23 protein-coding genes are annotated in these 23,620 nt (G+C 69.2%); 11 read left to right on the top strand and 12 right to left on the bottom strand.

The window, feature by feature from the left end; genetic code table 11:
• Positions 1-104 precede the first annotated feature (104 nt).
• The 4 genes from G6N34_RS08815 to ctaC form a co-directional block, all read right to left on the bottom strand.
• Positions 105-704, bottom strand: coding sequence for a DUF2561 family protein (locus G6N34_RS08815; protein ID WP_085154876.1), 600 nt, complete (start codon positions 702-704; stop codon positions 105-107).
• Positions 704-1,576 (bottom strand): MmpS family transport accessory protein, encoded by an 873-nt coding sequence (locus G6N34_RS08810; RefSeq protein WP_163645361.1) that lies wholly within the window; start codon positions 1,574-1,576, stop codon positions 704-706. The genes G6N34_RS08815 and G6N34_RS08810 overlap by 1 nt, the downstream gene beginning before the upstream one ends.
• A gap of 143 nt (positions 1,577-1,719) precedes the next feature.
• Complete coding sequence (locus G6N34_RS08805; RefSeq protein ID WP_085150811.1) at positions 1,720-2,139, bottom strand: cytochrome c oxidase subunit 4; 420 nt, start codon at positions 2,137-2,139, stop codon at positions 1,720-1,722.
• A 14-nt stretch (positions 2,140-2,153) separates the two neighbouring features.
• On the bottom strand, positions 2,154-3,161 hold the full coding sequence (ctaC, locus tag G6N34_RS08800) for an aa3-type cytochrome oxidase subunit II (protein ID WP_085150810.1): 1,008 nt from the start codon (positions 3,159-3,161) through the stop codon (positions 2,154-2,156).
• A 239-nt stretch (positions 3,162-3,400) separates the two neighbouring features.
• Here ctaC and asnB point away from each other — a divergent pair, with 239 nt between their 5' ends.
• The gene (gene asnB / locus G6N34_RS08795) at positions 3,401-5,332 is read left to right on the top strand and encodes an asparagine synthase (glutamine-hydrolyzing) (protein ID WP_085150809.1); all 1,932 of its coding nucleotides are present in this window, start codon (positions 3,401-3,403) and stop codon (positions 5,330-5,332) included.
• Positions 5,333-5,348: 16 nt separating this feature from the next.
• Here asnB and G6N34_RS08790 read toward each other — a convergent pair whose 3' ends face one another.
• Positions 5,349-6,323 carry a carbohydrate kinase family protein gene (locus G6N34_RS08790; RefSeq protein ID WP_085150807.1) on the bottom strand — a complete coding sequence of 325 codons (975 nt, stop codon included), beginning with the start codon at positions 6,321-6,323 and terminating at the stop codon, positions 5,349-5,351.
• Between the two features lie 156 nt (positions 6,324-6,479).
• Between G6N34_RS08790 and G6N34_RS08785 the strand changes: the two genes are divergently transcribed.
• Positions 6,480-7,106: an Rv0361 family membrane protein gene (locus G6N34_RS08785; protein WP_085150805.1), complete on the top strand. Its 627-nt coding sequence runs from the start codon at positions 6,480-6,482 to the stop codon at positions 7,104-7,106.
• Position 7,107: 1 nt separating this feature from the next.
• On the opposite strand, the gene G6N34_RS08780 is transcribed toward G6N34_RS08785, so the two are convergent.
• Positions 7,108-7,464, bottom strand: a complete 357-nt coding sequence (locus G6N34_RS08780) for a HesB/IscA family protein (RefSeq protein ID WP_085150823.1) — start codon at positions 7,462-7,464, stop codon at positions 7,108-7,110.
• 80 nt (positions 7,465-7,544) lie between these two features.
• A complete protein-coding gene (locus G6N34_RS08775; RefSeq protein WP_085150803.1) occupies positions 7,545-8,624 on the bottom strand; it encodes a glycerate kinase family protein in 1,080 nt (359 codons plus the stop codon).
• Between the two features lie 72 nt (positions 8,625-8,696).
• Here G6N34_RS08775 and G6N34_RS08770 point away from each other — a divergent pair, with 72 nt between their 5' ends.
• Genes G6N34_RS08770 through G6N34_RS08755 form a run of 4 tightly spaced genes read left to right on the top strand, consistent with a single transcriptional unit; the run spans position 8,697 to position 11,690 of the window.
• Complete coding sequence (locus G6N34_RS08770) at positions 8,697-9,386, top strand: DUF3043 domain-containing protein (RefSeq protein ID WP_085150801.1); 690 nt, start codon at positions 8,697-8,699, stop codon at positions 9,384-9,386.
• Positions 9,387-9,394: 8 nt separating this feature from the next.
• Positions 9,395-9,925 (top strand): bifunctional adenosylcobinamide kinase/adenosylcobinamide-phosphate guanylyltransferase, encoded by a 531-nt coding sequence (locus G6N34_RS08765; RefSeq protein WP_085150799.1) that lies wholly within the window; start codon positions 9,395-9,397, stop codon positions 9,923-9,925.
• Entirely contained in the window at positions 9,925-10,968 is a 1,044-nt protein-coding gene (gene cobT / locus G6N34_RS08760) for a nicotinate-nucleotide--dimethylbenzimidazole phosphoribosyltransferase (RefSeq protein ID WP_085150797.1), read from the top strand. Before G6N34_RS08765 ends, cobT begins: the two co-directional genes overlap by 1 nt.
• A complete protein-coding gene (locus G6N34_RS08755) occupies positions 10,965-11,690 on the top strand; it encodes an adenosylcobinamide-GDP ribazoletransferase (protein ID WP_085150795.1) in 726 nt (241 codons plus the stop codon). The genes cobT and G6N34_RS08755 overlap by 4 nt, the downstream gene beginning before the upstream one ends.
• Here G6N34_RS08755 and G6N34_RS08750 read toward each other — a convergent pair.
• The 3 genes from G6N34_RS08750 to gcvT all read right to left on the bottom strand — a co-directional run bounded on the left by G6N34_RS08750 (position 11,617) and on the right by gcvT (position 15,479).
• Positions 11,617-13,137, bottom strand: a complete 1,521-nt coding sequence (locus tag G6N34_RS08750; RefSeq protein WP_085150793.1) for an autotransporter outer membrane beta-barrel domain-containing protein — start codon at positions 13,135-13,137, stop codon at positions 11,617-11,619. The two genes, G6N34_RS08755 and G6N34_RS08750, sit on opposite strands and share 74 nt — an antisense overlap.
• A 97-nt stretch (positions 13,138-13,234) precedes the next feature.
• Positions 13,235-14,338, bottom strand: a complete 1,104-nt coding sequence (locus G6N34_RS08745) for a branched-chain amino acid aminotransferase (RefSeq protein WP_085150791.1) — start codon at positions 14,336-14,338, stop codon at positions 13,235-13,237.
• Positions 14,339-14,381: 43 nt separating this feature from the next.
• The gene (gcvT, locus tag G6N34_RS08740; protein WP_085150789.1) at positions 14,382-15,479 is read right to left on the bottom strand and encodes a glycine cleavage system aminomethyltransferase GcvT; all 1,098 of its coding nucleotides are present in this window, start codon (positions 15,477-15,479) and stop codon (positions 14,382-14,384) included.
• 23 nt (positions 15,480-15,502) lie between these two features.
• Here gcvT and G6N34_RS08735 point away from each other — a divergent pair, with 23 nt between their 5' ends.
• The gene (locus G6N34_RS08735) at positions 15,503-17,032 is read left to right on the top strand and encodes a leucyl aminopeptidase (RefSeq protein WP_085150787.1); all 1,530 of its coding nucleotides are present in this window, start codon (positions 15,503-15,505) and stop codon (positions 17,030-17,032) included.
• Here G6N34_RS08735 and G6N34_RS08730 read toward each other — a convergent pair.
• Positions 17,029-18,765 (bottom strand): SDR family oxidoreductase, encoded by a 1,737-nt coding sequence (locus G6N34_RS08730; protein ID WP_085150785.1) that lies wholly within the window; start codon positions 18,763-18,765, stop codon positions 17,029-17,031. The two genes, G6N34_RS08735 and G6N34_RS08730, sit on opposite strands and share 4 nt — an antisense overlap.
• Positions 18,766-18,812: 47 nt before the next feature.
• A complete protein-coding gene (locus G6N34_RS08725) occupies positions 18,813-19,145 on the bottom strand; it encodes an oxidoreductase (protein ID WP_085150783.1) in 333 nt (110 codons plus the stop codon).
• A gap of 165 nt (positions 19,146-19,310) precedes the next feature.
• On the opposite strand from G6N34_RS08725, the gene sucB reads away from it, so the two are divergent.
• The 4 genes from sucB to lipA are packed head-to-tail and all read left to right on the top strand — an operon-like array spanning position 19,311 to position 23,613.
• Positions 19,311-21,062 carry a 2-oxoglutarate dehydrogenase, E2 component, dihydrolipoamide succinyltransferase gene (gene sucB / locus G6N34_RS08720; protein ID WP_085150822.1) on the top strand — a complete coding sequence of 584 codons (1,752 nt, stop codon included), beginning with the start codon at positions 19,311-19,313 and terminating at the stop codon, positions 21,060-21,062.
• A gap of 4 nt (positions 21,063-21,066) precedes the next feature.
• Entirely contained in the window at positions 21,067-21,984 is a 918-nt protein-coding gene (locus G6N34_RS08715; protein WP_085150781.1) for a TIGR01777 family oxidoreductase, read from the top strand.
• Between the two features lie 10 nt (positions 21,985-21,994).
• The gene (lipB, locus tag G6N34_RS08710; protein ID WP_085150779.1) at positions 21,995-22,681 is read left to right on the top strand and encodes a lipoyl(octanoyl) transferase LipB; all 687 of its coding nucleotides are present in this window, start codon (positions 21,995-21,997) and stop codon (positions 22,679-22,681) included.
• Positions 22,678-23,613 (top strand): lipoyl synthase, encoded by a 936-nt coding sequence (gene lipA / locus G6N34_RS08705; RefSeq protein WP_085150776.1) that lies wholly within the window; start codon positions 22,678-22,680, stop codon positions 23,611-23,613. Before lipB ends, lipA begins: the two co-directional genes overlap by 4 nt.
• Positions 23,614-23,620: the final 7 nt, after the last annotated feature.

Below are 23,620 nucleotides of genomic sequence, written 5' to 3'. Positions count from 1 at the left end.
CCGAACAAACCGTACTCACGCATCCGATGTTCGGCGGGCGAGCGGCCACTCACGTGCATCCCGGTGGGCGCGTCATACACCCGCCGATCGGTCGCGCGGGAGGGTCAGTCAGCCTGCTGCGACGGCAACTGCCGCAGCAACAGCACCGGAATCGCCACCATGCCGAGCGTCAGCACGCCCGCCACGGCGTACAACGCCCACGCCGCGCCGTCGGAGTCGACGGCCATCAGATGCGTGGCGATCGCGACGGCGATATAGGCCGCGCCCATCGCAGTGAGGATCCCGAGGCCACAGCGCAGCAGCAGCCGATCCACCGCGGCCGAGGAGACCCGCGATGTCGCCGAACGCGCCGTCGACGCGGGGTAACCGGCATGGATACGCGAGGCGGCGACGCGGGCCCTGCCGGGCTCTGCCGGGGCAGCCGCAGTCGCACTGCTCGGTGCCGCATTCCGGGCCCGCAGCAGAAGTGGCACGGCCAGCGCGATCACCAACGCCGACACCCCGATCACGGTGTACAACAGCCACGGACTGTCCCCGTCGTCCGGCGTGCCGCTGGTCCGTCCCCCGCCGAGGTCGGCGAGCGCGACACCCGCGGCCACCGCGAAGCCCAGCGCCAGCAACCACGCCACCGCGCAGGCGACGATCAAGGCGCGGTCGATCACCTCGGGTGACCACCCGTTTGCGCGTTCCCTGATGCTGACCATCAGCAGCTCGTCTGGGCTGCGTTGCTGCTGTTTGACGACAACACGGTCCCATCGCTCGTAGTGATCGAACAGTTCAATTTGCTGACCAGGAACAGGCTGGAGGCCTGCACTGAACCGACCTCCGACTGCGAGATCGGCGTGACGGTCAGCGACCACGGAATGTAGACGTTGCGCTGCGTGCGCCGACGCCCCGAGGCGTCCACATAGGTCACCGAGATGATGTCCCCCGGCGCCTTGGTCCCGGTCACCGAGTAGGTCACCTGACGCGGCCCGGTGGGCGTCGTGGTGGTCGTCGGCGCCGGTGCCTCCGTGGTCTCCGGCGGCGGCGCCTGGGTCGGTTCCGGCGCCGGTGGCGGAGGCGCCTCGGGCGTCACCGTGACAGTCTCCGGCGGAGGTGGCGGCGGAGGCGGCGGCGGCGGCTCGCTGGTCGGCGGCGGGGGTGGAGGCGGCGGCGGTTCGGTCGTGGTGATCTCGTCCTGAACCGGGGGCGCCGTCGTCGTCGAGGTCGCCGGTGTCGCGAGGGTGTTCGTGTCGGTGTCGGTCACCAGCAGTGACACCGACACGACGAGCGCGATGGCCGCGATGATCGCGGTGACGCCGACGACCCACGGCCAGCGCGGCGGGCGTTCACCGACGCCCGGTTCGACCGCACCGTCATAGCCGTCGTAGCCGTCGTAGTCGTACAGATTGGCATCGGCCGGCACATACGGCCCGCTCATGAACTGCTCGGACTCCGGGGCCGAATACGCCTGCGAAGGGAATTCGCCAGCCCCGACATCGTCGATGCGATCAACCGCTGTCGGCTGGTCCTCGCCGGCTTTGCCACCCGGCTCGTCCGCAGACTCCGGTTCCGGAGAATTCGGCCCGCTCATCTTCGCCTGTCCTTCTCGACTAGTTGCGCCCCGGCAACACTACCCAACCAAGGGGGCCAAACGAGTCTGACGGATTCGTGGCGCGCCGAGTCGCACCGTGATTGTGACCTTCAGCCGACCCCAACCGCGCGTGCGGGCTCTACTCAGTGCTTCTCAGGACCGAGGTAGTACTCGAAGACCAGACCGGCCACGGTGGTCAGGATGAAGCAGACGCCGGCGAAGATCAGCCAGGGCAGCCACAGCGCCATGCCGACCGCGGTCACCGAACCGGAGAGCGCGATCGCGATGGGCCACCAGCTGTGCGGGCTGAAGAAGCCGAGTTCGCCTGCGCCGTCGCTGATCTCGGCGTCCTCATAGTCCTCGGGACGAGTGTCCAGTCGACGAGCGACGAACCGGAAGAAGGTTCCGATGATCAGCGAGAGACCCGTGGTCAACGCCAACGCGGTGGTGCCGGCCCATTCGACGCCGCCCGTGGCGAACATCGACGTCAGCACCGCGTACACCACGGTTGCCAGCGCGAAGAACGCCGTGAGGATCTCGAACAGCCTGGACTCGATATGCATGCTGCGCCCTCTGATTAGTTGGTCGCGCCGACCTGCTCGCCACGGCGAGAGTCGAACGGCTTAGTCGTCACGGACGTCGGCGGCAGGTTGATCGCCTGCAATGCCTCAGCGTTGCCCTTACCGGCGATGCGCTGCTGCATGTACGCCTTGAAGTCGTTGGGCTCAACGACTCTGACCTCGAAGTTCATCATCGAGTGGTACGTGCCGCACATCTCCGCGCAACGGCCGACGAACGCACCGGTCTCGGTGATCTCGCTGACCTGGAAGACGTTCAGCGAGTTGTTCTCCTTGGGGTTCGGCATGACGTCCCGCTTGAAGAGGAATTCCGGAACCCAGAACGCGTGGATCACGTCGGCCGAGGCGATCTCGAACTCGATGCGCTTCCCCTTGGGCAGCACCAGGATCGGGATCTCGGTGCTCGAGCCCAGGGTCTCAACCTTGTCGAAGTTCAGGTAGCTCTTGTCCTCGGGGTGGAACCCCCGGATCGCGCCGTACTGACCGCCGTGGCCGCCCTCGTCGCCGTGGCTCTCGGGCTTGGAGACCATCGCGGCCTTACGCTCCGGATCGGCGCCGTCGTAGCTGAAGGTGCCGTCGGCGTAGTCGACCTTCTGGTAGCCGAACTTCCAGTTCCACTGGAACGCGGTGACGTCGATGACGACCTCAGGATCGTCGGTGACCTCCATCATCTTCTCCTGCACCACGACGGTGAAGTAGAAGAGCACCGAGATGATGAGGAACGGGATGACCGTCAGCACCAGCTCGAGCGGCATGTTGTAGCCGAACTGGCGTGGGAACTCCGTGTCGGAGTCCTTCTTGCGGTGGAAGACCGAGGTCCAGAACAGCAGGAAGTAAACGATGCCGCCGACGACGAACGCCGAGATCACGGAACCGATCCACAAGTCATAGTTGGCATGCGCCTGCGGGGTGATGCCCTTCGGCCAGCCCAGTCCGATGACGTCCTGCCACGTGCAGCCGCTGAGTACGACGGCAGCCGCCCCCAGCGTCAGCGCCAGGCCTAGCATGCGGAACCGCCGAGATCGGCCCTGTGACAAGGCCTGCCCGCGGGTTTTCACGTCGGCGCCTCCTGTATGAGTTTTCGTCCATCCCAAAGCACGCCTGAAGCGGCGCGAATCGAATACTACGCAGCGTAGACCACGCCCCCGCGACAGGCTCAACACACCTACCCATCAGAGCCCGTGCGTGTCTCTCACCCTTCCCGCCGCTTCGTCACATCGCAGGTCGTGGGGCATACTGGCTCCCGATGTGCGGACTGCTAGCCCTGGTACGCGACCCAGCCCGGTCCGTCACCAGCGAGATCGTGGAAGCGGTAGCGGGCGCGTCGCATCTGATGCGACACCGCGGACCGGACGAACCAGGCACTTGGTCTGACGACCGGTCTGTGCTGGGCTTCAACCGACTGTCGATCATCGACATCGCCCACAGCCACCAGCCCCTACGCTGGGGACCTCCGGAGAGTCCCGGCCGCTACGTGCTGGTCTTCAACGGCGAGATCTACAACTACCTCGAACTCCGCGAGCAGTTGCGCGACCAGCACGGTGTGGTCTTCGCCACTGAGGGCGACGGCGAGGCGATCGTCGCGGCCTACCACCATTGGGGTCCGGACGCGCTCAAGCGACTGCGCGGGATGTTCGCGTTCGCGCTCTGGGACACGGTGGCCGGCGAACTGTTCTGCGCCCGGGATCCGTTCGGCATCAAGCCCCTGTTCATGGCCACCGGTTCCGGTGGCACGGTCGTCGGCAGCGAGAAGAAGTGCCTGCTCGATCTGGCCGACGATCTCGGTGTGGACACCGAGATCGACACGCGGGCCGTCCAGCACTACACAGTGCTGCAGTACGTCCCCGAACCGGAGACGCTGCACCGCGGGGTGCGCCGCCTGGAGTCGGGCTGCTACGCGCGGATCCGTCCGGGCCAGGCCCCCGAGGTCAGTCGCTACTTCGTGCCCCAGTTCAACGCCGTGAAGTTCACCCCGGGCAGCGAGCAGGCCCGCTACAACGAGATCACCGCGGTCCTCGAGGACTCGGTGGCCAAGCACATGCGCGCCGACGTCACGGTGGGCGCCTTCCTGTCCGGCGGCATCGACTCGACGGCGATCGCCGCGCTGGCCATGCGGCACAACCCGCGCCTGATCACCTTCACCACCGGGTTCGAGCGCGAGGGCTTCTCGGAGATCGACGTCGCCGTCGCCTCCGCCGAGGCCATCGGGGCGCGGCACTTCGCCAAGGTCGTCTCGCAGGCCGAGTTCGTCGCGGCGCTGCCCGAGATCGTCTGGTACCTCGACGAACCGGTGGCCGATCCGGCACTGGTGCCGCTGTTCTTCATCGCCCGCGAGGCCCGCAAGCACGTCAAGGTTGTGCTGTCGGGCGAGGGCGCCGACGAACTGTTCGGCGGGTACACGATCTACCGCGAACCGCTGTCCCTGAAGGCGTTCGACTACCTGCCCGCCGCGCTGCGCCGGTCGGTCGGTCGGATGTCACGGCCGCTTCCGGAGGGCATGCGCGGCAAGAGCCTGCTGCACCGGGGTTCGCTGACCCTGCAGGAGCGCTACTACGGCAACGCGCGCAGCTTCAACGACGCGCAGTTGCGGTCGGTGCTGCCGGACTTCCGGCCGGAGTGGACCCACACCGATGTCACGGCGCCCATCTATGCGCTGTCCGAGGGCGCCGACCCGGTGGCCCGCATGCAGCACATCGACCTGTTCACGTGGCTGCGCGGCGACATCCTGGTCAAGGCCGACAAGATGACGATGGCCAATTCGCTCGAACTGCGGGTGCCCTTCCTGGACCCGGAGGTGTTCGAGGTGGCCTCGCGGCTGCCGCTGGAGCAGAAGATCACCCGAACCACCACGAAGTACGCGCTGCGGCGCGCGCTGGAACCGATCGTGCCCGCGCATGTGCTGCACCGCGCGAAGCTGGGTTTCCCCGTGCCGATCCGACACTGGCTGCGTTCGGGTGAGCTGCTGGACTGGTCGTATGAGATGGTCGCGCAGTCGCAGACCGACCACCTGGTCGATCGCGCCGGCGTGCGCCGCATGCTCGACGAGCACCAGGCCGGAGCCAGCGATCACAGCCGACGGCTCTGGACCGTGCTGATTTTCATGCTCTGGCACGCGATCTTCGTCGAGGGTTCGATCACCCCGGCCATCAGCGAGCCGACCTACCCGGTCGAGCTGTAGCCCCGTTCGGAGGGTTCTAGACCAGCGCGGCGGCGATGGCGCTGGCGGACTCGGCGCCGTAGGCGTCCTTGAGCCTGGCCAGGCCCGCGTCGCGGTTCCAGGTCCACTCCTGGGTGCCCTCGGTCTCCAGCACCAGGACCGCGACCAGGGAACCCAGCTGCGCCGCGCGCTCAAGATCCAGACCCGCGCTGCGGGCCGTGAGGAAGCCGGCGCGGAACGCATCGCCGACGCCCGTGGGGTCGGACTGGTGAGTTTCGGGCACGACGTCGACGTGCAGCGTCGTCCCGTCGGGGTGCACGATGTCGACGCCCTTGGCGCCCAGCGTGGTGATCCGCAGACCGATCTGCGCCATCACCTCGTCGGCGGTCCAGCCGGACTTGCTCAGCAGCAGGTCCCACTCGTAGTCATTGGTGAACAGGATCTCCGCGCCGTCGATCAGGCGGCGGATCTCATCGCCGGACAGGCGCGCCAACTGCTGCGACGGGTCGGCCGCGAACGGGATGCCGAGCTTGCGGCACTCCTCGGTGTGGATGAACATCGCCTCCGGGTCGTTGGCGCCCACGATCACCAATTCCGGTGCGCCGTCGGCATTCACGTAGTCGGCGAGGGAGATGTCACGGGCCTCCGACATCGCGCCCGGGTAGAACGACGCGATCTGAGCCATGTCCTGGTCGGTGGTGCACACGAACCGGGCGGTGTGGGCCGTGGTCGACTGCAGGACGTGGTCGCAGTTCACGCCGGCGTTCTCGAGCCAGGCGCGGTACTCGGCGAAGTCCAGGCCGGCCGCGCCGATCAGCGCGGCGTCGCCGCCCAGCACACCGATCGCGTAGGCCATGTTGCCCGCGACGCCGCCGCGGCGCACCACGAGATCGTCGACCAGGAAGCTCAGCGAGACCTTCTGCAGATGTTCGGCGAGCAGTTGTTCGGAGAATCGGCCCGGAAACCGCATCAGATGATCAGTTGCGATGGATCCGGTCACAGCAATCGTCACGAACTTGTCCGCCCTTCAATTCAATCGGTCAGGAGAAGCCTAGCGGCCGTCACACGCCGGATCACCACTGTCGACGTGCGCTAACCTGCGTACCAGAGCCACAGTTCGCCGATCGAGCTGCCGCGATGGCATCACCGGATATCTGGGAGAGACAGCATGGCCGGCCCGTATCCGCCGCCTCAGGGTACCGACGTCACCTCGACGCACTCCGTACCCCCCGGCTATGGACCGGGGTACCCCGGACCGCCCAATGCCTACCCCGGGCCGCTGCCTCCGCCGGTCCCGTATCCGGCGCCGCGCCGCGGGCGAAGGCTTCTCACCTGGGTGGTCGTGCTGGCCGCCGTGGTGGGCCTGGTGGCCGCGGTGGTGTGGGCGGCGCGCGACGACGCGGCGACGACGGCGACCGGCGTCATCAATGAGGGCAGTGCCAAGACCGCGATCCAGAACTACCTGGACGCGCTGTCGAACAAGGATCTGCAGACGATCTCACGCAACGCGCTGTGCGGGTTGTACGACGGTGTGCGGGACAGGCGCTCCGACGACGCGCTCGCCAAGCTGTCCTCGGATGCGTTCAACAAGCAGTTCAGCAGTGCCGAGGTGACGTCGGTGGACACCATCGTGTTCGCGTCGCCCGCCAGCGCGCAGGTGCTGTTCTCGATGCGCGTCACCGCCGCGCGCGGAACGCGTGGTCCCGAGGAGCGTCAGGGCGTCGCGCAACTCCTCACGCACAACAACCAGATCCTGGTGTGCTCCTACGTGATGCGCACGGCGGGCGCGTTCTGACTCAGTTGAAGGAGTCTCCGCACGCGCACGAACCCGTGGCGTTGGGGTTGTCGATCGTGAAGCCCTGCTTCTCGATGGTGTCGACGAAGTCGATCTGAGCGCCCTGGATGTACGGCGCGCTCATCCGGTCGACCGTCAGCTTGACGCCGTTGAAGTCGGTGGTCAGGTCGCCGTCGAGGGAACGGTCGTCGAAGTAGAGGTTGTACCGCAGACCGGCGCAGCCCCCCGGCTGAACGGCGATCCGAAGCGCCAGGTCATCCCGGCCCTCCTGGTCGAGCAGCGACTTCGCCTTGGCGGCCGCGGCGTCGGTCAGGATCGCGCCATGGGTGGTGGTGGCGGATTCGTCCTGAACAGTCATTGCGTTCTCCCTGCCGAGTTGCCTGTGTCGGGGCTGCACGAACCGTGCGCCCACGCCTTCAACGGTACCAAGGCCAGCGCCTATTCCCGTAGTTCTGCGGCCGTCTTCGCAGCCAGGCCGGTCAACTGGGCGGCGGCGTCGTCGATCGCGCGCTGCACAGAGCCCGCATAGTCGGCGATCGCGTACGCGGCAGTGATTCCGGTCACGTCCAGCACATCGCGGCCCAGCACCACCTGACCAGCCAGGACGAGCACCGGGATGCCAGCGGCGCGGGCGCCGTCGGCCAGTGCGCTGACCACCTTGCCGTGCAGTGACTGATCGTCGAACCGGCCCTCACCGGTGATGATCAGCCCAGCCGCGGCGATGTCGTCGGCCAGGCCGGTGTGCTCGGCGATGATCGCCGCCCCGGACTCGCGCCGGCCACCGACTGCCAGAAGCGCCGCGCCGAGTCCGCCCGCAGCGCCCGCTCCCGATTGTTCACTGACGGCGCTCCCAGCGAACCCATCGAGGCACCGCGCCCACTCCGTCAGCCGCTCTTCGAGCAGTTCGACGGTCGCGGGGTCGGCGCCCTTCTGCGGGCCGAAGACGCGGGCCGCGCCCATCGGGCCCAGCAGGGGGTGCTCGACGTCGGAGGCGACGATCAGTTCGAGCCCGGCCAGCCTGTCCCGGGCGGCGGCCAGACCGCCGAGCGCGTCGATCAGTCCCCGCCCGCCGTCGGTGCTGCCGCTGCCGCCCAGGCCCACGACGATGCGGCGCGCCCCAGCCGCCACCGCGGCGTCGACCAGTTGTCCCACCCCGGTGGTGTGCGCGGCGAGCGCACTCTCCACGGTGGGTGGTCCGCCCAGCAGCGCCAGCCCGCAGGCCGCGGCGCATTCGATGTAGGCGGTGGCGTGGGCCTCATCGAACACCCACGCGGCGTCGACCTCCTCCTGGAGCGGGCCGGACACCCGACTCTGGCGCAGTCCGCCGAACCGACTGGCCAGCACGTCGACGAAGCCTGGGCCGCCGTCGGACTGCGGGGCCAACCGCAACTGGTCGCCGGGACGACTGCGTCGCCACCCTTCGGCGATCGCCTCGGCGGCCTGGACCGCGGACAGAGTGTCGCCGAAGCAGTCCGGCGCGATGAGCACCCGCAGGGCCGAGGTCTCCTGCGCAATCATTGCGCCAGCGTAGAACGGGTCTTCGGTGGGTGCATGACGAGGTGCGACGCTCACCGCAGTAATCTGGCAGGCGTGAAACTGCTGGGTCGTAAGAATGGTGGCGCGTCAGAGGGTGGTGCCGATCCGGCCGATGACGGAGCCGACTCGGCCGCCGCTGCAACCGCCGCCGAGCAGAAGGCCGCACAGGCCAAGGTCACGGCGCCCAAGGGCCGCCCGACACCGAAGCGCGACGACGGTCGTCGTCGCGGCCCGGTGGCGCCCGCGCCGATGACCACCGCCGAGGCCCGCGCACGCCGCAAAGCCATCGCCGGGCCCAAGCTCAGCAAGGAGGAGCGCAAGGCCGAGCGCGCCGAACGCCGCAGCCGGATGAACGAGCGCCGCGCGAAGATGATGGCCGGCGAAGAGGCCTACCTGCTGCCCCGCGACCAGGGCCCGATCCGCCGCTACGTCCGCGACGTGGTCGACTCGCGCTACAACCTGCTCGGCATGTTCATGCCGTTGGCGCTGGCGCTGATCTTCATCATGCTGGCGGTGCCGCAGGTCCAGTACTACATCTCCCCCGGCATGCTGATCCTGATGGCGATGATGGCCGTCGACGCCATCCTGCTGGCCCGCAAGGTCAACAACAAGGTGGACGTGAAGTTCCCGGACAACACCGAAAGCCGTTGGCGGCTGGGTCTTTACGCCGCCGGACGGGCCTCGCAGATGCGACGCCTGCGGGCGCCCCGGCCGAACGTGAACCGCGGCGACAAGATCGACTGACGGCCGCGATGCGCACACTGGTGCTCGGCGGCATCCGGTCTGGGAAGTCCCGCTGGGCCGAGCAGGCGATCCAGGCCGCCGCGGAAGCGCCCTCCACGGTGACCTATGTCGCCACCGCCCCGGTGCGCGAGGACCCCGAATTCGCGGCACGCATCGCCGGCCATCGTGAGCGCAGGCCGGCGGCGTGGCGCACCGTGGAGAGCGCCGATGTGGCCGAGGTGCTGCGCCGCTCCCCCGCCCCCACCCTGGTCGACGACGTGGGCAACTGGCTGACGACGGCCATGGATCAGCGCGAGGCGTGGCAGGGCGGATCTGTGGTCGCCGACGTCGAGGACCTCGTCGACGCGGTCGCACAGTTCACCCAACCCCTCGTGCTGGTCAGCCCCGAGGTCGGGCTGACGGTCGTGCCCGCGACACCGGCCGGCCGCCTGTTCACCGACGCCCTGGGCACGCTCAATCAACGCCTGGCTGCGGTGTGTGATCGCGTGGTGCTGGTGGTGGCCGGCCTTCCTCTGACCGTGAAACCGGCGGGGCAGTGATGACGGCACCCACGTTCGACACTGTGCCGACCCCCGATGCGGAGGTCGCGGCGGCGGCCCGCGCCCGGCAGGACAATCTGACCAAACCCCGCGGCGCACTTGGCCGCCTCGAAGACCTTTCGGTGTGGGTGTCCTCATGTCAGGGGGTGTGTCCGCCCAAGCAGTTCGAGCGGGCCCGCGTCGTGGTGTTCGCGGCCGACCATGGAGTGGCGCGAGCGGGAGTGTCGGCGTACCCGCCCGAGGTGACCGCGCAGATGGTGGCCAACATCGACGCCGGCGGCGCGGCGATCAACGTGCTCGCCGAACTCGCGGGTGCCGGTGTGCGCTTGGTGGACGTCGCGGTCGACACCGATGCGCCCGGCACCCACAAGGTCCGCAGGTCCAGCGAGAACATCGCCGTCGCCGACGCGCTGTCGGAGGACGAGGTCGCCGCGGCCGTCGCCGCGGGCCGCGACATCGCCGACGAGGAGGTGGATTCGGGTGCCGACCTGCTGATCGCCGGCGATATGGGTATCGGAAACACCACCGCGGCAACGGTTCTGGTGTGCGCACTGACCAACACCGAACCGGTGGCGGCGATCGGACGCGGCACCGGAATCGACGACGCGGGCTGGATCCGAAAGACCGCGGCGGTCCGGGATGCGCTCTACCGGGTGCATCCGGTGCGCTCGGACCCGGTGGCCGTGCTGCGGGTCGGCGGCGGCGCGGACCTGGCCGCGATGGCCGGATTCCTCGCGCAGGCCGCGCTGCGCCGGACCCCGGTGCTGCTCGACGGCATGGTGGTCACCTCGGCGGCCCTGGTCGCGGAACGCCTGGCCCCCGGGGCGCGCGCGTGGTGGCAGGCTGGGCACCGGTCCACCGAACCCGCCCACACCCTGGCGTTGGCCCAGTTGGAACTCGAACCCATCGTCGACCTCGGGATGCGCCTGGGTGAGGGCTCCGGCGCGGTGGTCGCACTGCCCGTCGTCCGGGCCGCGATCGCCACGCTGGCGCAGATGGCCACCTTCGACTCGGCTGGCGTGTCCGGCCGCTCCGACTCGTGATCGGCTCGCTGACAACCGCTTTCACGTTCTTCACAGTCCTGCCGCTGCGGTCGGACACACCGTTCGGCCGGGGTGCGGTGACGGCCCTGCCGGTGGTGGGCGTGGCGCTGGGTGCGCTCGCGGCCGCGGTGGCCTGGGGTGCGGGTGAGATGTTCGGCGCAGGCAGCGCGCTGTCGGGTCTGCTGGCCGTCGCGGTGCTGCTGCTGACCACGCGCGGTCTGCACATCGACGGACTGTCGGACACCACCGACGGCCTGGGCTGTTACGGCCCGCCCGAGCGGGCCCTGGCCGTCATGCGCGACGGCACCGCGGGACCGTTCGGGGTGGCGGCCGTGGTGCTGGCGATCGGGCTGACCGGCCTGGCCTTCGCCGACCTGACCCCGGCCGGAATCGTCGTTGCGGTCACCGCGGGGCGGGTCGCGGTGGTGCTGGCATGCCGCCGCGGTGTGCCTGCCGCCGAGGGCAGCACCCTGGGTGCGCTGGCGGCAGGAACTCAGACGTGGTGGGTGGCCGGTGCGTGGGTGGTCGCCCTGGCCGTCGCTGCGGTGTTCGTCACTCCCAGACCCTGGCAGGGGCCTGTGGTGGTGCTAGTCGTCGCGGCCGTGGTGGTCGCGTTGGTGGCGCACTGCGTGCGGCGGTTCGGTGGTGTCACCGGCGACGTGCTCGGCGCTGCCGTGGAGGTGTCGACGACTTTGACCGCCCTCGGCCTCGCGATCGGCTAGGCGCTGCGGCGGCGACCGCGGCGATGGCCTCCTGCACCGCAGCCCATTCCGCGTCGAACCGGGTCCGCTCCCGCGCGGTGTCGGCATCGAAGTTCTTGCGGGCCTGCGTCAGCAGCTTGCGCACATCGCGCACTGTGGCGTCCCGGCCCGCGGCGCTGAGCCCGCTGGCAACATCGCGGCGCAGGTCACGCGGCAACCCGTCGGGGGTGCGCACGGCCGGTGCCGGGTGACTGGCGGACGCCTTGCGGCCGAACAGTTCCGGATGCAGGTAGGTGCCGCGTTCGGCGCGCGGCTTGCTCTCCTCAACAGGAATCCGGTTGGCCTGCGCCCAGCGGTCGGCACGCACACCTGTGACCTGCCAGCAGACCTTGACCCGCCCGGGCTCGGTCTGGATGGTGAACGCGTTGTCCTTGACCTCCTCGACCACGGCCGCCGTCGCCAGTTGGCCGACCACGGTGAGCTGGTAGCGGAAGTCGGTGTTGAGCGATTCGAAGTACGCCGGAAGCTTGACCGTGGCCAGACCGTCGCGGTTGGTGGTGACGGTCCCGCTGTACACGTTGAGCATCTCGGGTGATTCGACGAATGAGTGCGACAGATACCGGTTTTCGGGATCGGTCGGATGGTCGATGATGAATCCCCCGCCGGCCTTCTGCAGCGCGCCGGTGACGCGAACCCGGCCCACGAACAGCCCGGCCCATCCGTTGGCGCTCTGCCCCCGCACGGCCGCGACGTCCGGGTTGTTGCGGACCGACGCGAACGTGGAGCCCTCCACTCCGCTGCCGAGCACGCTGACACCCAGCACACCCCCGCCGGGTTCGGCGGAGAAGTGCAGCGAGAAGTGGCCATACCCGGACCCGAAGCACAGTGCCTGGGTGGCGTCGGTGGCTCCACTGACCCCGCTGACACCCACGGCCACATCGCTGGTGCCACGCACCGCCGGACCCGCAGCGCCACCAGAGGATCCGCCGAAGCTCTGGCCGAGCACACCGGCCGCGCCGGTTCCCGTGGTGCCCCGCACCCCGATGCCGCGGATGCTGCTGCCGATGGTTCCCGTTGCGCCGCCGACGAATCCGGTCACCCCGTTTCCGCCGGTTGTCGACGAACCGAATACACCGTGCGCGCCGTCGTCGGGGCTGAAGGTCACACCGAGCACACCCGAGGCCGACGTGCTGCGACCCATCACGCCGGGTGACTGCAGCGCCTCTCCGACCGTGCCGGTGTCGTTGAGACTGCGGCCCACGACTCCGGGCCCATCCACTCCGTGGCCCTCCACGCCCGCGGGTGGGTCGATCGGAATCACGTTGCCCTGCGGCAGATTTCCGCTTGAGCCGAACACGCCGCCGCCGACGTCGGAGTCACCCCACACGCCGACGGGAACGACATTGCCCCCGGTGTCTTCTGGCCGCTGATTACTGACGGCCGGATCGAACCCCTTGATCTGCGCCACGATGCTCCCCCTTGGTGAAAGTTCTCGGTTTCGAGAACCATTCATTATCCGCCTCGTGTGACGAGCGACACAATGGGCGAAGGGGGACGCCGAGGCGTCAGCCGAGTCGGGCCATCCAACCGTGCGTGTCGGCGAACGTGCCGCGCTGGATGCCGGTCAGCGTGTCGCGCAGTGCCATGGTGACCTCACCGGGTTCGCCGTCGGCGATGGTGAATTCGCCGTCGGCGCTCTTGACCACCGACACCGGGGTGATCACGGCCGCGGTCCCGCAGGCGAACACCTCGGTGATCTCGCCGGTGGTCGCGCTCTTGCGCAATTCCTCGACGTCGATCTTGCGCTCCTCCACCGCGAAGCCGGCGTCAGTGGCCAACTGCAGCAACGAATCCCGCGTGATACCGGGCAGCAGCGAGCCGGACAGCTCCGGGGTCACCAGGCGCGCCGAGCCACCGCTGCCGAACACGAAGAACAGGTTCATGCCGCCCATCTCCTCGATGTAGCGGCGTTCGATGGCGTCGAGCCACACGACCTGATCGCAGCCGTGCTCGGCGGCCTGGGCCTGCGCGAGCAGCGAGGCCGCATAGTTGCCGCCGAACTTGGCCGCACCCGTGCCGCCCGGACTGGCCCGGACGTATTCGGTGGACAGCCACACGGAGACCGGTTTGACGCCGCCCTTGAAGTAGGCGCCCGCCGGGGAGCCGATCACCATGTAGCGGTAGTCGGTGGCTGGGCGCACACCCAGGCCCGGTTCGGTCGCGAACACGAAGGGTCGCAGATACAGCGACTCCTCGCCGCCGGCGGGCGGCACCCAGTCGTGGTCCACCGCGATGAGCTGCCGCAGCGACTCGATGAACACGTCCTCGGGCAGTTCGGGGATCGCGATGCGGCGCGCCGACGCGCGCAGACGCGCGGCGTTGGCCTCCGGCCGGAACGACACGATCGAGCCGTCGGCCCACCGGTAGGCCTTGAGCCCCTCGAAGATCTCCTGCGCGTAGTGCAGCACGACCGCCGACGGATCCAGCTCGATCGGGCCGTAGGGGACGACCTCGGCGTCGTGCCAGGCCCCGTCGCTGTAGGTGATCGACACCATGTGGTCGGTGTGATAGCGGCCGAAGCCCGGGTCACGCAGGATCGAAGCCCTTACGTCGTCGCTTGCCGGTTGCGGATTGCGGGCAAGCGAGAACGAAAGAGGGCCTTCAGTCATAGGGGAATTGTATAACCGTGCGCCAGCGAATTCTCCGGCGCACTCAGCGCGTGCGGACGTCGACGAACGGCGGCTTGACCACTTCACATTCCAGTGCGCGCCCCCGCACGTCGACCGTGACGACGGCACCGTCATCGATACCCGCGTCGGTGTCGATCAGCGCCAGCGCGATGCCGACCTTCAGGGTCGGCGAGAACGTGCCGGAGGTGGTCACCCCGACCTCGTTGTCACCGGCGAGCACGCGCAGGTCGGGTCGCAGCACCCCGCGTCCCGTCGCGCGCAGGCCGCGCAGCAGCCTGCGCGGTCCGTCCTGTTTCTCGGCCAGCAGCGCGTCCCGGCCCCAGAACAGGTCCTTGCGCCAGCCGATCGCCCACCCGGCGCGGGCCTGCAGCGGTGAGATGTCCAGCGACAGCTCATGCCCGTGCAGCGGGTAGCCCATCTCGGTCCGCAGGGTGTCGCGCGCGCCCAGGCCCGCGAGTTCGCCCCCGGCCTCGGACACCGCGGCCACCAGCGCATCGAACACCACGCCGGCCTGATCCCACGGCGGCAGCAGCTCGTAGCCGTGCTCGCCGGTGTAGCCGGTGCGACACACGCGCACCGGAATGCCGTCGACCTCACCATCCTCAAAGCCCATGTAGTCCATCTCGGTGGGCAAGCCCAGCGCGGTCAGCACCTCGGCCGACTTGGGCCCCTGGACCGCGAGCACGGCGTGGGAGCGGTGCTCGTCGGTGACCGTGATGCCCTCGGGCGCAACCTCTTTCAAAGCGGCGATGACGGCCGCGGTGTTGGCGGCGTTGGGCACCAGGAAAATCTCGTCGTCGGCGACGTAGTAGGCGATCAGGTCGTCGATCACACCGCCGGATTCGGTGCAGCACAGCGTGTACTGCGCCTTGCCCGGGGCGATGCGGGTCAGGTCGTTGGTGAAGGCGGAGTTGACGAACTCGGCGGCACCCGGACCCTTGACCAGCGCCTTCCCGAGGTGGCTGACGTCGAACAGACCGACCGCGTTGCGGGTGGCGTTGTGCTCGGAGACGGTGCCGGCGTACGAGACCGGCATCAGCCATCCGCCGAACTCGGCGAAGCTGGCGCCCAGTTCACGGTGGCGGTCTTCAAGAGGTCCGTGCAGCAGATCGTCAGTCACGGGTGTCCAGCCTAGTGATTAGGGTGATCACCGTGAGCACCGAACCTGCCTACCAGTCCCCCGCCGTCACCATCGCGACCACGCTGCCCCAAAGCGGCCTGGACTCCACGGTGCTGATCGTCGGCGTGGTCAGTGGGGACCCGGACTCCCCCGAGGCCACGCCTACGGTGCTGGGCTCCGAGTTCCTGTCCGCCGAGGCCGTCGCCGAGATCGAGAAGGCGCTCGTGGCGCTGGGCGCCAAGGGCGGCGCCGAGCAGGTCACGCGCCTGGTGGCACCGTCGCTCGGGGTCGGCAGCGTGCTGGCCGTCGGGTTGGGCAAGCCGCGCGACGAGTGGCCCGCCGACGTCATCCGCAAGGCCGCCGGGGTCGCGGCGCGCTCGCTCAACGGCACCGAGGCCGTGCTCACCACGCTGTCCGAGGTCGACCTCGAGGCGACGGTCGAAGGCCTGATCCTGGGCTCCTACCGCTTCGTCGACTACCGCAGCGCCAAGACCGCCCCCAAGGACAAGGGCCTGAGCTCCATCACGGTGCTGGCCTCGGGCAAGGACGCCAAGAAGCGCGCCCAGCGGGCCACGGCCGTGGCCACGGCGGTCGCCACCGCGCGTGATTTCGTCAACACCCCGCCGAGCCACCTGTATCCCGCGGAGTTCGCCAAGCGCGCCAAGGCGCTGGGCTCCTCGGTCGGACTCGAGGTCGAGGTGCTCAACCGCAAGGCGCTCGAGGAGGCCGGCTACGGCGGCATCGTCGGCGTCGGGAAGGGCTCGTCGCGTCCCCCGCGCCTGGTGCGACTCGTCCACCGATCGGGGCGCAAGGACGCCAAGACCGTCGCCCTCGTGGGCAAGGGCATCACGTTCGACACCGGCGGCATCTCGATCAAGCCGGCCGCGTCGATGCACCACATGACCTCCGACATGGGCGGTGCGGCAGCGGTCATCGCGACGGTCGTGCTGGCCGCGCAGCTTGAGCTGCCGATCAACGTCATCGCCACGGTGCCGATGGCCGAGAACATGCCGTCGGCCACCGCTCAGCGTCCCGGTGACGTGCTGACTCAGTACGGCGGCACCACGGTCGAGGTGCTCAACACCGACGCCGAGGGCCGGTTGGTGCTGGCCGACGCGATCGTGCGGGCCTGCGAGGACAACCCGGACTACCTGATCGAGACCTCGACGCTGACCGGCGCGCAGACCGTGGCGCTGGGCGCACGCATCCCCGGCGTGATGGGCAGCGACGAGTTCCGCGACCGGGTCGCGGCACTGTCGCAGTCCGTCGGCGAGAACGGCTGGCCCATGCCGCTGCCCGACGAGCTCAAGGACGACCTGAAGTCTTCGGTCGCGGACCTGGCCAACGTCAGCGCCCAGCGGTTCGCGGGGATGCTGGTGGCCGGGGTGTACCTGCGCGAGTTCGTCGCCGACGGCGTGCAGTGGGTGCACCTCGACGTCGCGGGCCCGGCCTACAACACCGGCGGTCCGTGGGGCTACACACCCAAGGGCGGCACTGGGGTTCCGACCCGCACCATGTTCGCTGTCCTGGAGGACATCGCCGACAAGGGCTAGAAGGGGTCGGTGCGCGCGGCCCTGCGCAGCGCTGACGGCAGCACCCGGGAAACTCCGTACACCGCATAAGATTCGGGTGTGACGGGGCGAATCGCCTTGTCTCCCTTGACCGCGGCCAGGATCGCCGACGCGACCTTCTCGGGTCCGTACCGACGCTGCCGGAACGCGCGCTGGGCCTGGGTCCGGGCGCGTTCGGCGACGTCGGGCGCCACATGGAACCGCGTGGTGCGCACGATGTCGGTGTCGATCACGCCGGGACAGATCGTGGTGACGCCGATGCCCGCGGCGCTCAGTTCGGCACGCAGGCAGTCGGAGAACATGTACACCGCGGCTTTGGACGTGCAGTAGGCGTTCATCGACTGCAGTGGCATGTAGGCGGCCATCGATGCGACGTTGACGATGTGCCCGCCGGTGCCACGCTCGGCCATCTTGGCCGCGAAGGCTCGACATCCGTTGACCACGCCCCCCAGGTTGATGTCGAGCACGCGGTCCCATTCGTCGCGCGGGGTGTCCAGGAACGCTCCGGCCTGGCCGACGCCCGCGTTGTTGACGACGACGTCGGGCACCCCGTGGGCCGCGCAGACGTCGTCGGCGAATCGCCGGACCGCCTCGACGTCGGCGACATCGAGTGCGTACGGGTGCGCGGTGCCACCCCGAGTCGCGATGGTCTCGGCGGTCCGCTTGGCGGCGGCCTCGTCGATGTCGCTGACCACGACCTCAGCCCCCGCGGCGGCGAACGCCAGCGCGGTGGCCCGGCCGATGCCACTGCCCGCACCCGTGATCGACACCAGGGTGTATGCGAAGTCGTCGCGCGGACGGCCGATTTCGGCGCGCAGCAGGGCGCGGGCGGCGGGCTTTCCCTCGAGATGGTCGACGAGTTCGTGCACCATCTGCGCCAGCGCGTGCGGATGCGAGAAGGGCGACCAGTGCCCGGCCTTGAGGTTGCGGTGCCACAGTCGTGGCGACCACTTGGCCTGCTCGCGGAAACCGTAGGCGCGCACCACGGGGTCGTGGTCGCCGCAGACCACCTGCACCGGGACGGTCACGTAGTGATCCCTGCGCACCTTCGCGGGGTTGCGGAAGGCGATGGCCCGGTAGATCTTCAACGAGTTGGCCGCGTCGGCGTCAAAGGTCTCACCGCGAAACCTGGTGCCGTCGGGGGTGTCCCGGTTCTGCATCCGGCGGGCCAGGCCGCGTCGCATGGCAAGCGGGGTGAGCACCGGGATCGAGAACGGATACCAGTACGTCATCCGCGCGCACAGACCGACGGCCCTTGCGAACCGCAGCGGCCGGTACGGCCGTGCCAGTTCGGAGCGGATGAACCCGCCGTAGTGGTCGGTGCTCGGTCCCGACACCGAGGTGAACGACGCGATGCGGTCGCAGGCGCCCGGTCGGCTCAGGTATTCCCAGATGGCGACCGAACCCCAGTCGTGCGCCAGCACGTGCACGGGTTCGTCGGGGCTCAGTTCGGCGACGACGGCCGCGAAGTCGTCGGCGAAGCGTTCCATGGCGTAGGCCCGCACCGGCTTGGGCACGCTGGAGGCGCCCGCGCCGCGGTTGTCATAGCGGATGATGCGGAACCGCTCGGCGAGCAGGGGCACGGCGCCGTCCCAGAGCACGTGCGAATCGGGCCAACCGTGCGCGAGCACCAGGGGCGGCCCGTCGGGGTTGCCCTCCTGGTACGTCGCGATCCGGACTCCGTCGCCGGTCTCGACCCACCGCACATCACCCATGCAGGTACCTCATACCGGCGGTACCGGGTTGTCAAGACCCGGCGTGGTCATCCTTCGAGTTCCTCCCGCAGAGCCCTCTTGCGTTCGATGCGCCTGCGTGCATCGAAATCCCGCATGCGCTGCGGATACCCGACCTTCTGCACGTCGTACACCGGAATCTGCAGCTGGGAGGACAGCCGGCGCGCGCCCGCCTCTCCGCCGACCCTCCGCCGCGTCCACTCGCCGTCGTGCGCCACCAGGACCACCGTGAGGTCGGTGACGGTCGTCTTGGGCTCCACGAAGGCCTCGACGCCGACGTGCTGCGCGACCCAGTCCCGCATGTACCTCAGGTCTCCCGCGGACCCCCGGTCGCCGCCGCGGAATCTGTCGAACCAGCCCATGACGTCGATAGTGCCAGAGGTCACGACTCACCCGGATTCGTGGCGAAGGCCGCGCAGTGAAAGGATGATTGTGCGAACAATGCATCTGGCTTGCCGCCTCGGCTCATAAGGCTGTGGTAAGCCAGAGTTCGACCCGTACGAATGATCTTCGAGGAGTCAACTGACATGGCCGTGTCCGTACAGATGCCTGCACTCGGTGAGAGCGTCACCGAGGGAACGGTGACCCGCTGGCTCAAGCAGGAAGGCGACACGGTCGAAGTCGACGAGCCTCTGCTTGAGGTGTCGACCGACAAGGTCGACACCGAGATCCCGTCCCCGGCTGCGGGTGTCCTGACCAAGATCGTCGCGCAGGAGGACGACACGGTCGAGGTCGGCGGCGAACTCGCGGTGATCGGCGAGGCCGGCGAGGCCGACTCGTCCGACGCCCAGCCCGAACCGGAGGCCGAGCCGGAACCCGAGCCCGAACCGGAGCCCGCCTCCGAGCAGGAGTCTGAGCCCGAGCCCGAGTCGGCGCCCGCGCAGTCCTCAGGTGGCGGCGAGGCCACCTCGGTCGTGATGCCCGAACTGGGTGAGTCGGTCACCGAGGGCACTGTGACGCGCTGGCTCAAGAAGGTCGGCGAGTCCGTCGAGGTCGACGAACCGCTCGTGGAGGTCTCCACCGACAAGGTCGACACCGAGATCCCGTCTCCGGTCGCGGGCACGCTGCTGGCGATCACCGCCGAAGAGGACGACACCGTCGCCGTCGGTGGCGAACTGGCCAGGATCGGTGACGCCGGCGCGGCGGCCGAATCCAAGCCCGAGCCCAAGCCCGAGCCCGAGCCGAAGCCCGAACCCAAGCCCGAGCCGAAGCCCGAACCCAAGCCGGCCGCGGAGTCCAAGCCCGAGCCCAAGCCGGAACCGAAACCGGAACCCAAGCCGGAGCCCACGCCCGAACCTGCGTCCGCCCCCGCGGCCGAGTCCGGCTCGGACGCAAGCCCATACGTCACGCCGCTGGTGCGCAAGCTCGCCACCGAGAACAACGTCGACCTGGCGTCGGTGAAGGGCACGGGCGTCGGCGGCCGCATCCGCAAGCAGGACGTGCTGGCGGCGGCCGAGGCCAAGAAGGCGCCCGCACCGGCGGCCCCCGCTGCGGCAGCGAGCACCCCCGCGGCATCCGCGACATCTTCAGCCCCCACCGAGAGCCCGCTGGCGCACCTGCGCGGAACCACGCAGAAGGCCAACCGGATTCGGCAGATCACGGCCAAGAAGACGCGAGAGTCGTTGCAGGCCACCGCTCAGCTGACGCAGACGCACGAGGTCGACATGACCCGGATCGTCGCACTGCGGGCCAGAGCCAAGGCCAGCTTCGCCGAGCGCGAGGGCGTCAACCTGACCTACCTGCCCTTCATCGCCCGCGCGGTGATCGATGCCCTCAAAGCGCATCCGAACATCAACGCGAGCTACAACGAGGAGAGCAAGGAGATCACCTACTACGACGCCGAGCACCTCGGGTTCGCCGTCGACACCGAGCAGGGCCTGCTGTCCCCCGTCGTGCACAACGCCGGCGACCTGTCTCTGGCCGGGTTGGCGCGTGCGATCCACGACATCGCCGATCGCGCCCGAACGGGCAACCTCAAGCCCGACGAACTGTCCGGCGGCACCTTCACGATCACCAACATCGGCAGCCAGGGCGCACTGTTCGACACCCCGATCCTGGTCCCGCCGCAGGCGGCCATGCTGGGCACCGGCGCCATCGTGAAGCGTCCCCGCGTGGTTGTCGACGACACCGGCAACGAGTCGATCGGCGTCCGGTCGATCTGCTACCTGCCGCTGACCTACGACCACCGCCTCATCGACGGCGCCGACGCCGGTCGCTTCCTCACGACAGTCAAGAAGCGACTCGAAGAGGGTGCGTTCGAGGCCGACCTGGGACTGTGACCCGGTGGCTGACGGCGACGTGACCACCGTTGCCATCGCCGGATCATCGGGCCTGATCGGCTCGGCGCTCACGGCGGCGCTGCGGGCGGCCGGCCACCAGGTGCGGCGTCTGGTCCGACGCGTGCCGTCGAGTCCCGACGAGCGGCGCTGGAACCCCGAGACCGGCGACCTGAACCCCGCCGACCTCGAGGGCGTCGACGCGGTGGTCAACCTGTGCGGCGTGAACGTCGGCGGGGGTCGCTGGTCTGGGGCGTTCAAGCAGAGCCTGCGCGACAGCCGCATCGAGCCCACCGAGGTGCTGGCCACCGCGGTCGCCACAAGCGGGGTGCCGGTGCTGATCAATGCCAGCGCGGTCGGCTTCTACGGCGACACCCACAGCCAGACGGTGGATGAAACCGCCTCTGCCGGTGCAGGTTTCCTGGCTCGACTGTGCGTGGACTGGGAGGCTGCCACAGTGCCCGCGGCCGACGCGGGTGCGCGGGTGGTGCTCGCGCGTACGGGCCTGGTGCTCGCGCCGGAGGGCGGCCTGTTGGCCAAGCTGCGGCCCGTGTTCTCGCTCGGGCTGGGTGCGCGCCTGGGCAACGGGCGGCAGTACATGCCGTGGATCACCCTCGAGGACGAGGTGCGCGCGCTGCTCTTCACGCTTACCGGCGACGTGTCGGGCCCGGTCAACCTGACCGGACCGGCGCCCGTCACCAACGCGGAGTTCACCACCGCACTCGGGCGTGCGCTGCATCGTCCCACTCCCCTGCTGGTACCGGGGTTCGCGGCCCGGATCGCACTCGGCGACTTCGCCGACGAGGGTCTACTGGCCGGGCAACGAGCCATCCCCGCGGTGCTCGAGGGCGCCGGGTTCGACTTCCGGCATCGCACCATCGGCGAGGCCATCGCCTATGCGCTGAACCAGCGTGGCACCGAGTAGCGTCGGACCCATGACGCCGTCGATCCGGTCAGCCGACACCCCGATCGAAGTCCGGGATCTGGGCAGCTTCGACTATCGGGCCGCCTGGCAGATGCAGCGTGACCTCGTCGACGCGCGCGTGGCAGGCGGACCCGACACGCTGCTGCTGCTGCAGCATCCCGCCGTCTACACCGCGGGCAAGCGCACCGAACCGCACGAACGCCCCGTCGACGGCACGCCCGTGATCGACACCGACCGCGGCGGCAAGATCACCTGGCACGGCCCCGGTCAGCTGGTCGGCTACCCCATCATCGGCCTGACTGAACCGCTGGATGTGGTGAACTTCGTTCGACGCCTTGAGGAGTCGTTGATCAGCGTGTGCTCGTCGCTGGGCCTGGAGGCGGGCCGCGTCGATGGGCGCTCCGGCGTCTGGCTGCCCGCCGACGGCCTGCGTCCGGCACGCAAGATCGCGGCCATCGGCATCCGGGTGTCCCGTGCGGTGACGCTGCATGGGTTCGCAATCAACTGTGACTGCGATCTGAACGCATTCGGCGCGATCGTGCCGTGCGGTATCTCCGATGCGGGGGTGACGTCGCTGACAGCCGAACTCGGTCGCCGCGTCACCGTCGCCGAGGTCCGGGACCGTGTGGCCGACGCGGTGTGTGACGCGCTCGATGGCCGCCTGCCCGTCTCGGCTCACGTAACATCGTCGGTGTGACCGTCGACCCCGGCAACCGGAAGCTGCTGCGCCTGGAGGTCCGCAACGCGCAGACCCCCATCGAGCGCAAGCCGCCGTGGATCAAGACCCGAGCCAAGATGGGCCCGGAGTACACCGAACTCAAGTCGCTGGTGAAGCGCGAAGGCCTGCACACGGTGTGCGAGGAGGCCGGGTGCCCCAACATCTACGAATGCTGGGAAGACCGCGAGGCCACGTTCCTGATCGGCGGCGAGCAGTGCACCCGGCGCTGCGACTTCTGCCAGATCGACACCGGCAAGCCCGCCGACCTCGACCGTGACGAACCGCGACGGGTGGCCGAGAGCGTGCAGGCGATGGGCCTGCGCTACTCCACCGTGACGGGCGTGGCCCGCGACGATCTGCCCGACGGCGGCGCGTGGCTCTACGCCGAGACCGTGCGCTACATCAAGCGACTGAACCCCGGCACAGGTGTCGAACTGCTCGCCCCGGACTTCAACGGCGACCCCGATCTGCTCGAGCAGGTCTTCGAATCCCGGCCAGAGGTGTTCGCACACAACGTCGAGACCGTGCCGCGCATCTTCAAGCGGATCCGCCCCGCGTTCCGCTACCAGCGCAGCCTCGACGTGATCACCGCCGCCCGCAACTACGGCCTCGTGACCAAGTCCAACCTGATTCTCGGACTCGGTGAGACAGGCGAGGAGGTCCGCACCGCGCTGCAGGATCTGCACGACGCGGGCTGCGACCTGGTCACCATCACGCAGTACCTGCGGCCGTCGGCCCGGCACCATCCGGTGGAGCGCTGGGTCAAGCCCGAGGAGTTCGTCGAGCACCAGGACTTTGCCGAGGGCATCGGCTTCGCCGGCGTGCTGGCAGGCCCGCTCGTGCGGTCCTCGTATCGGGCCGGACGGTTGTACGCCCAGGCGATCCAGGCGCGCACCGGCGCAGGGTCGTAGTCGCAGC

Source organism: Mycolicibacterium confluentis (assembly GCF_010729895.1).
GTDB lineage: Bacteria > Actinomycetota > Actinomycetes > Mycobacteriales > Mycobacteriaceae > Mycobacterium > Mycobacterium confluentis.
The sequence above is the reverse complement of the archived record's forward strand: the minus strand, read 5'-3'. Positions and strand labels throughout refer to the sequence as shown.

What these genes read in the sequence shown, in the direction of transcription:
- G6N34_RS08815 (WP_085154876.1), bottom strand. Translation starts at nt 704, where the DNA reads ATGGTCAGCATCAGGGAACGCGCAAACGGGTGGTCACCCGAGGTGATC.
- G6N34_RS08810 (WP_163645361.1), bottom strand. Translation starts at nt 1,576, where the DNA reads ATGAGCGGGCCGAATTCTCCGGAACCGGAGTCTGCGGACGAGCCGGGT.
- ctaC (WP_085150810.1), bottom strand. Translation starts at nt 3,161, where the DNA reads ATGCTAGGCCTGGCGCTGACGCTGGGGGCGGCTGCCGTCGTACTCAGC.
- G6N34_RS08730 (WP_085150785.1), bottom strand. Translation starts at nt 18,765, where the DNA reads ATGGGTGATGTGCGGTGGGTCGAGACCGGCGACGGAGTCCGGATCGCG.
- G6N34_RS08765 (WP_085150799.1), top strand. Translation starts at nt 9,395, where the DNA reads ATGCGCACACTGGTGCTCGGCGGCATCCGGTCTGGGAAGTCCCGCTGG.
- G6N34_RS08805 (WP_085150811.1), bottom strand. Translation starts at nt 2,139, where the DNA reads ATGCATATCGAGTCCAGGCTGTTCGAGATCCTCACGGCGTTCTTCGCG.
- cobT (WP_085150797.1), top strand. Translation starts at nt 9,925, where the DNA reads ATGACGGCACCCACGTTCGACACTGTGCCGACCCCCGATGCGGAGGTC.
- G6N34_RS08785 (WP_085150805.1), top strand. Translation starts at nt 6,480, where the DNA reads ATGGCCGGCCCGTATCCGCCGCCTCAGGGTACCGACGTCACCTCGACG.
- sucB (WP_085150822.1), top strand. Translation starts at nt 19,311, where the DNA reads ATGGCCGTGTCCGTACAGATGCCTGCACTCGGTGAGAGCGTCACCGAG.
- G6N34_RS08745 (WP_085150791.1), bottom strand. Translation starts at nt 14,338, where the DNA reads ATGACTGAAGGCCCTCTTTCGTTCTCGCTTGCCCGCAATCCGCAACCG.
- G6N34_RS08725 (WP_085150783.1), bottom strand. Translation starts at nt 19,145, where the DNA reads ATGGGCTGGTTCGACAGATTCCGCGGCGGCGACCGGGGGTCCGCGGGA.
- lipB (WP_085150779.1), top strand. Translation starts at nt 21,995, where the DNA reads ATGACGCCGTCGATCCGGTCAGCCGACACCCCGATCGAAGTCCGGGAT.
- asnB (WP_085150809.1), top strand. Translation starts at nt 3,401, where the DNA reads ATGTGCGGACTGCTAGCCCTGGTACGCGACCCAGCCCGGTCCGTCACC.
- G6N34_RS08780 (WP_085150823.1), bottom strand. Translation starts at nt 7,464, where the DNA reads ATGACTGTTCAGGACGAATCCGCCACCACCACCCATGGCGCGATCCTG.
- G6N34_RS08775 (WP_085150803.1), bottom strand. Translation starts at nt 8,624, where the DNA reads ATGATTGCGCAGGAGACCTCGGCCCTGCGGGTGCTCATCGCGCCGGAC.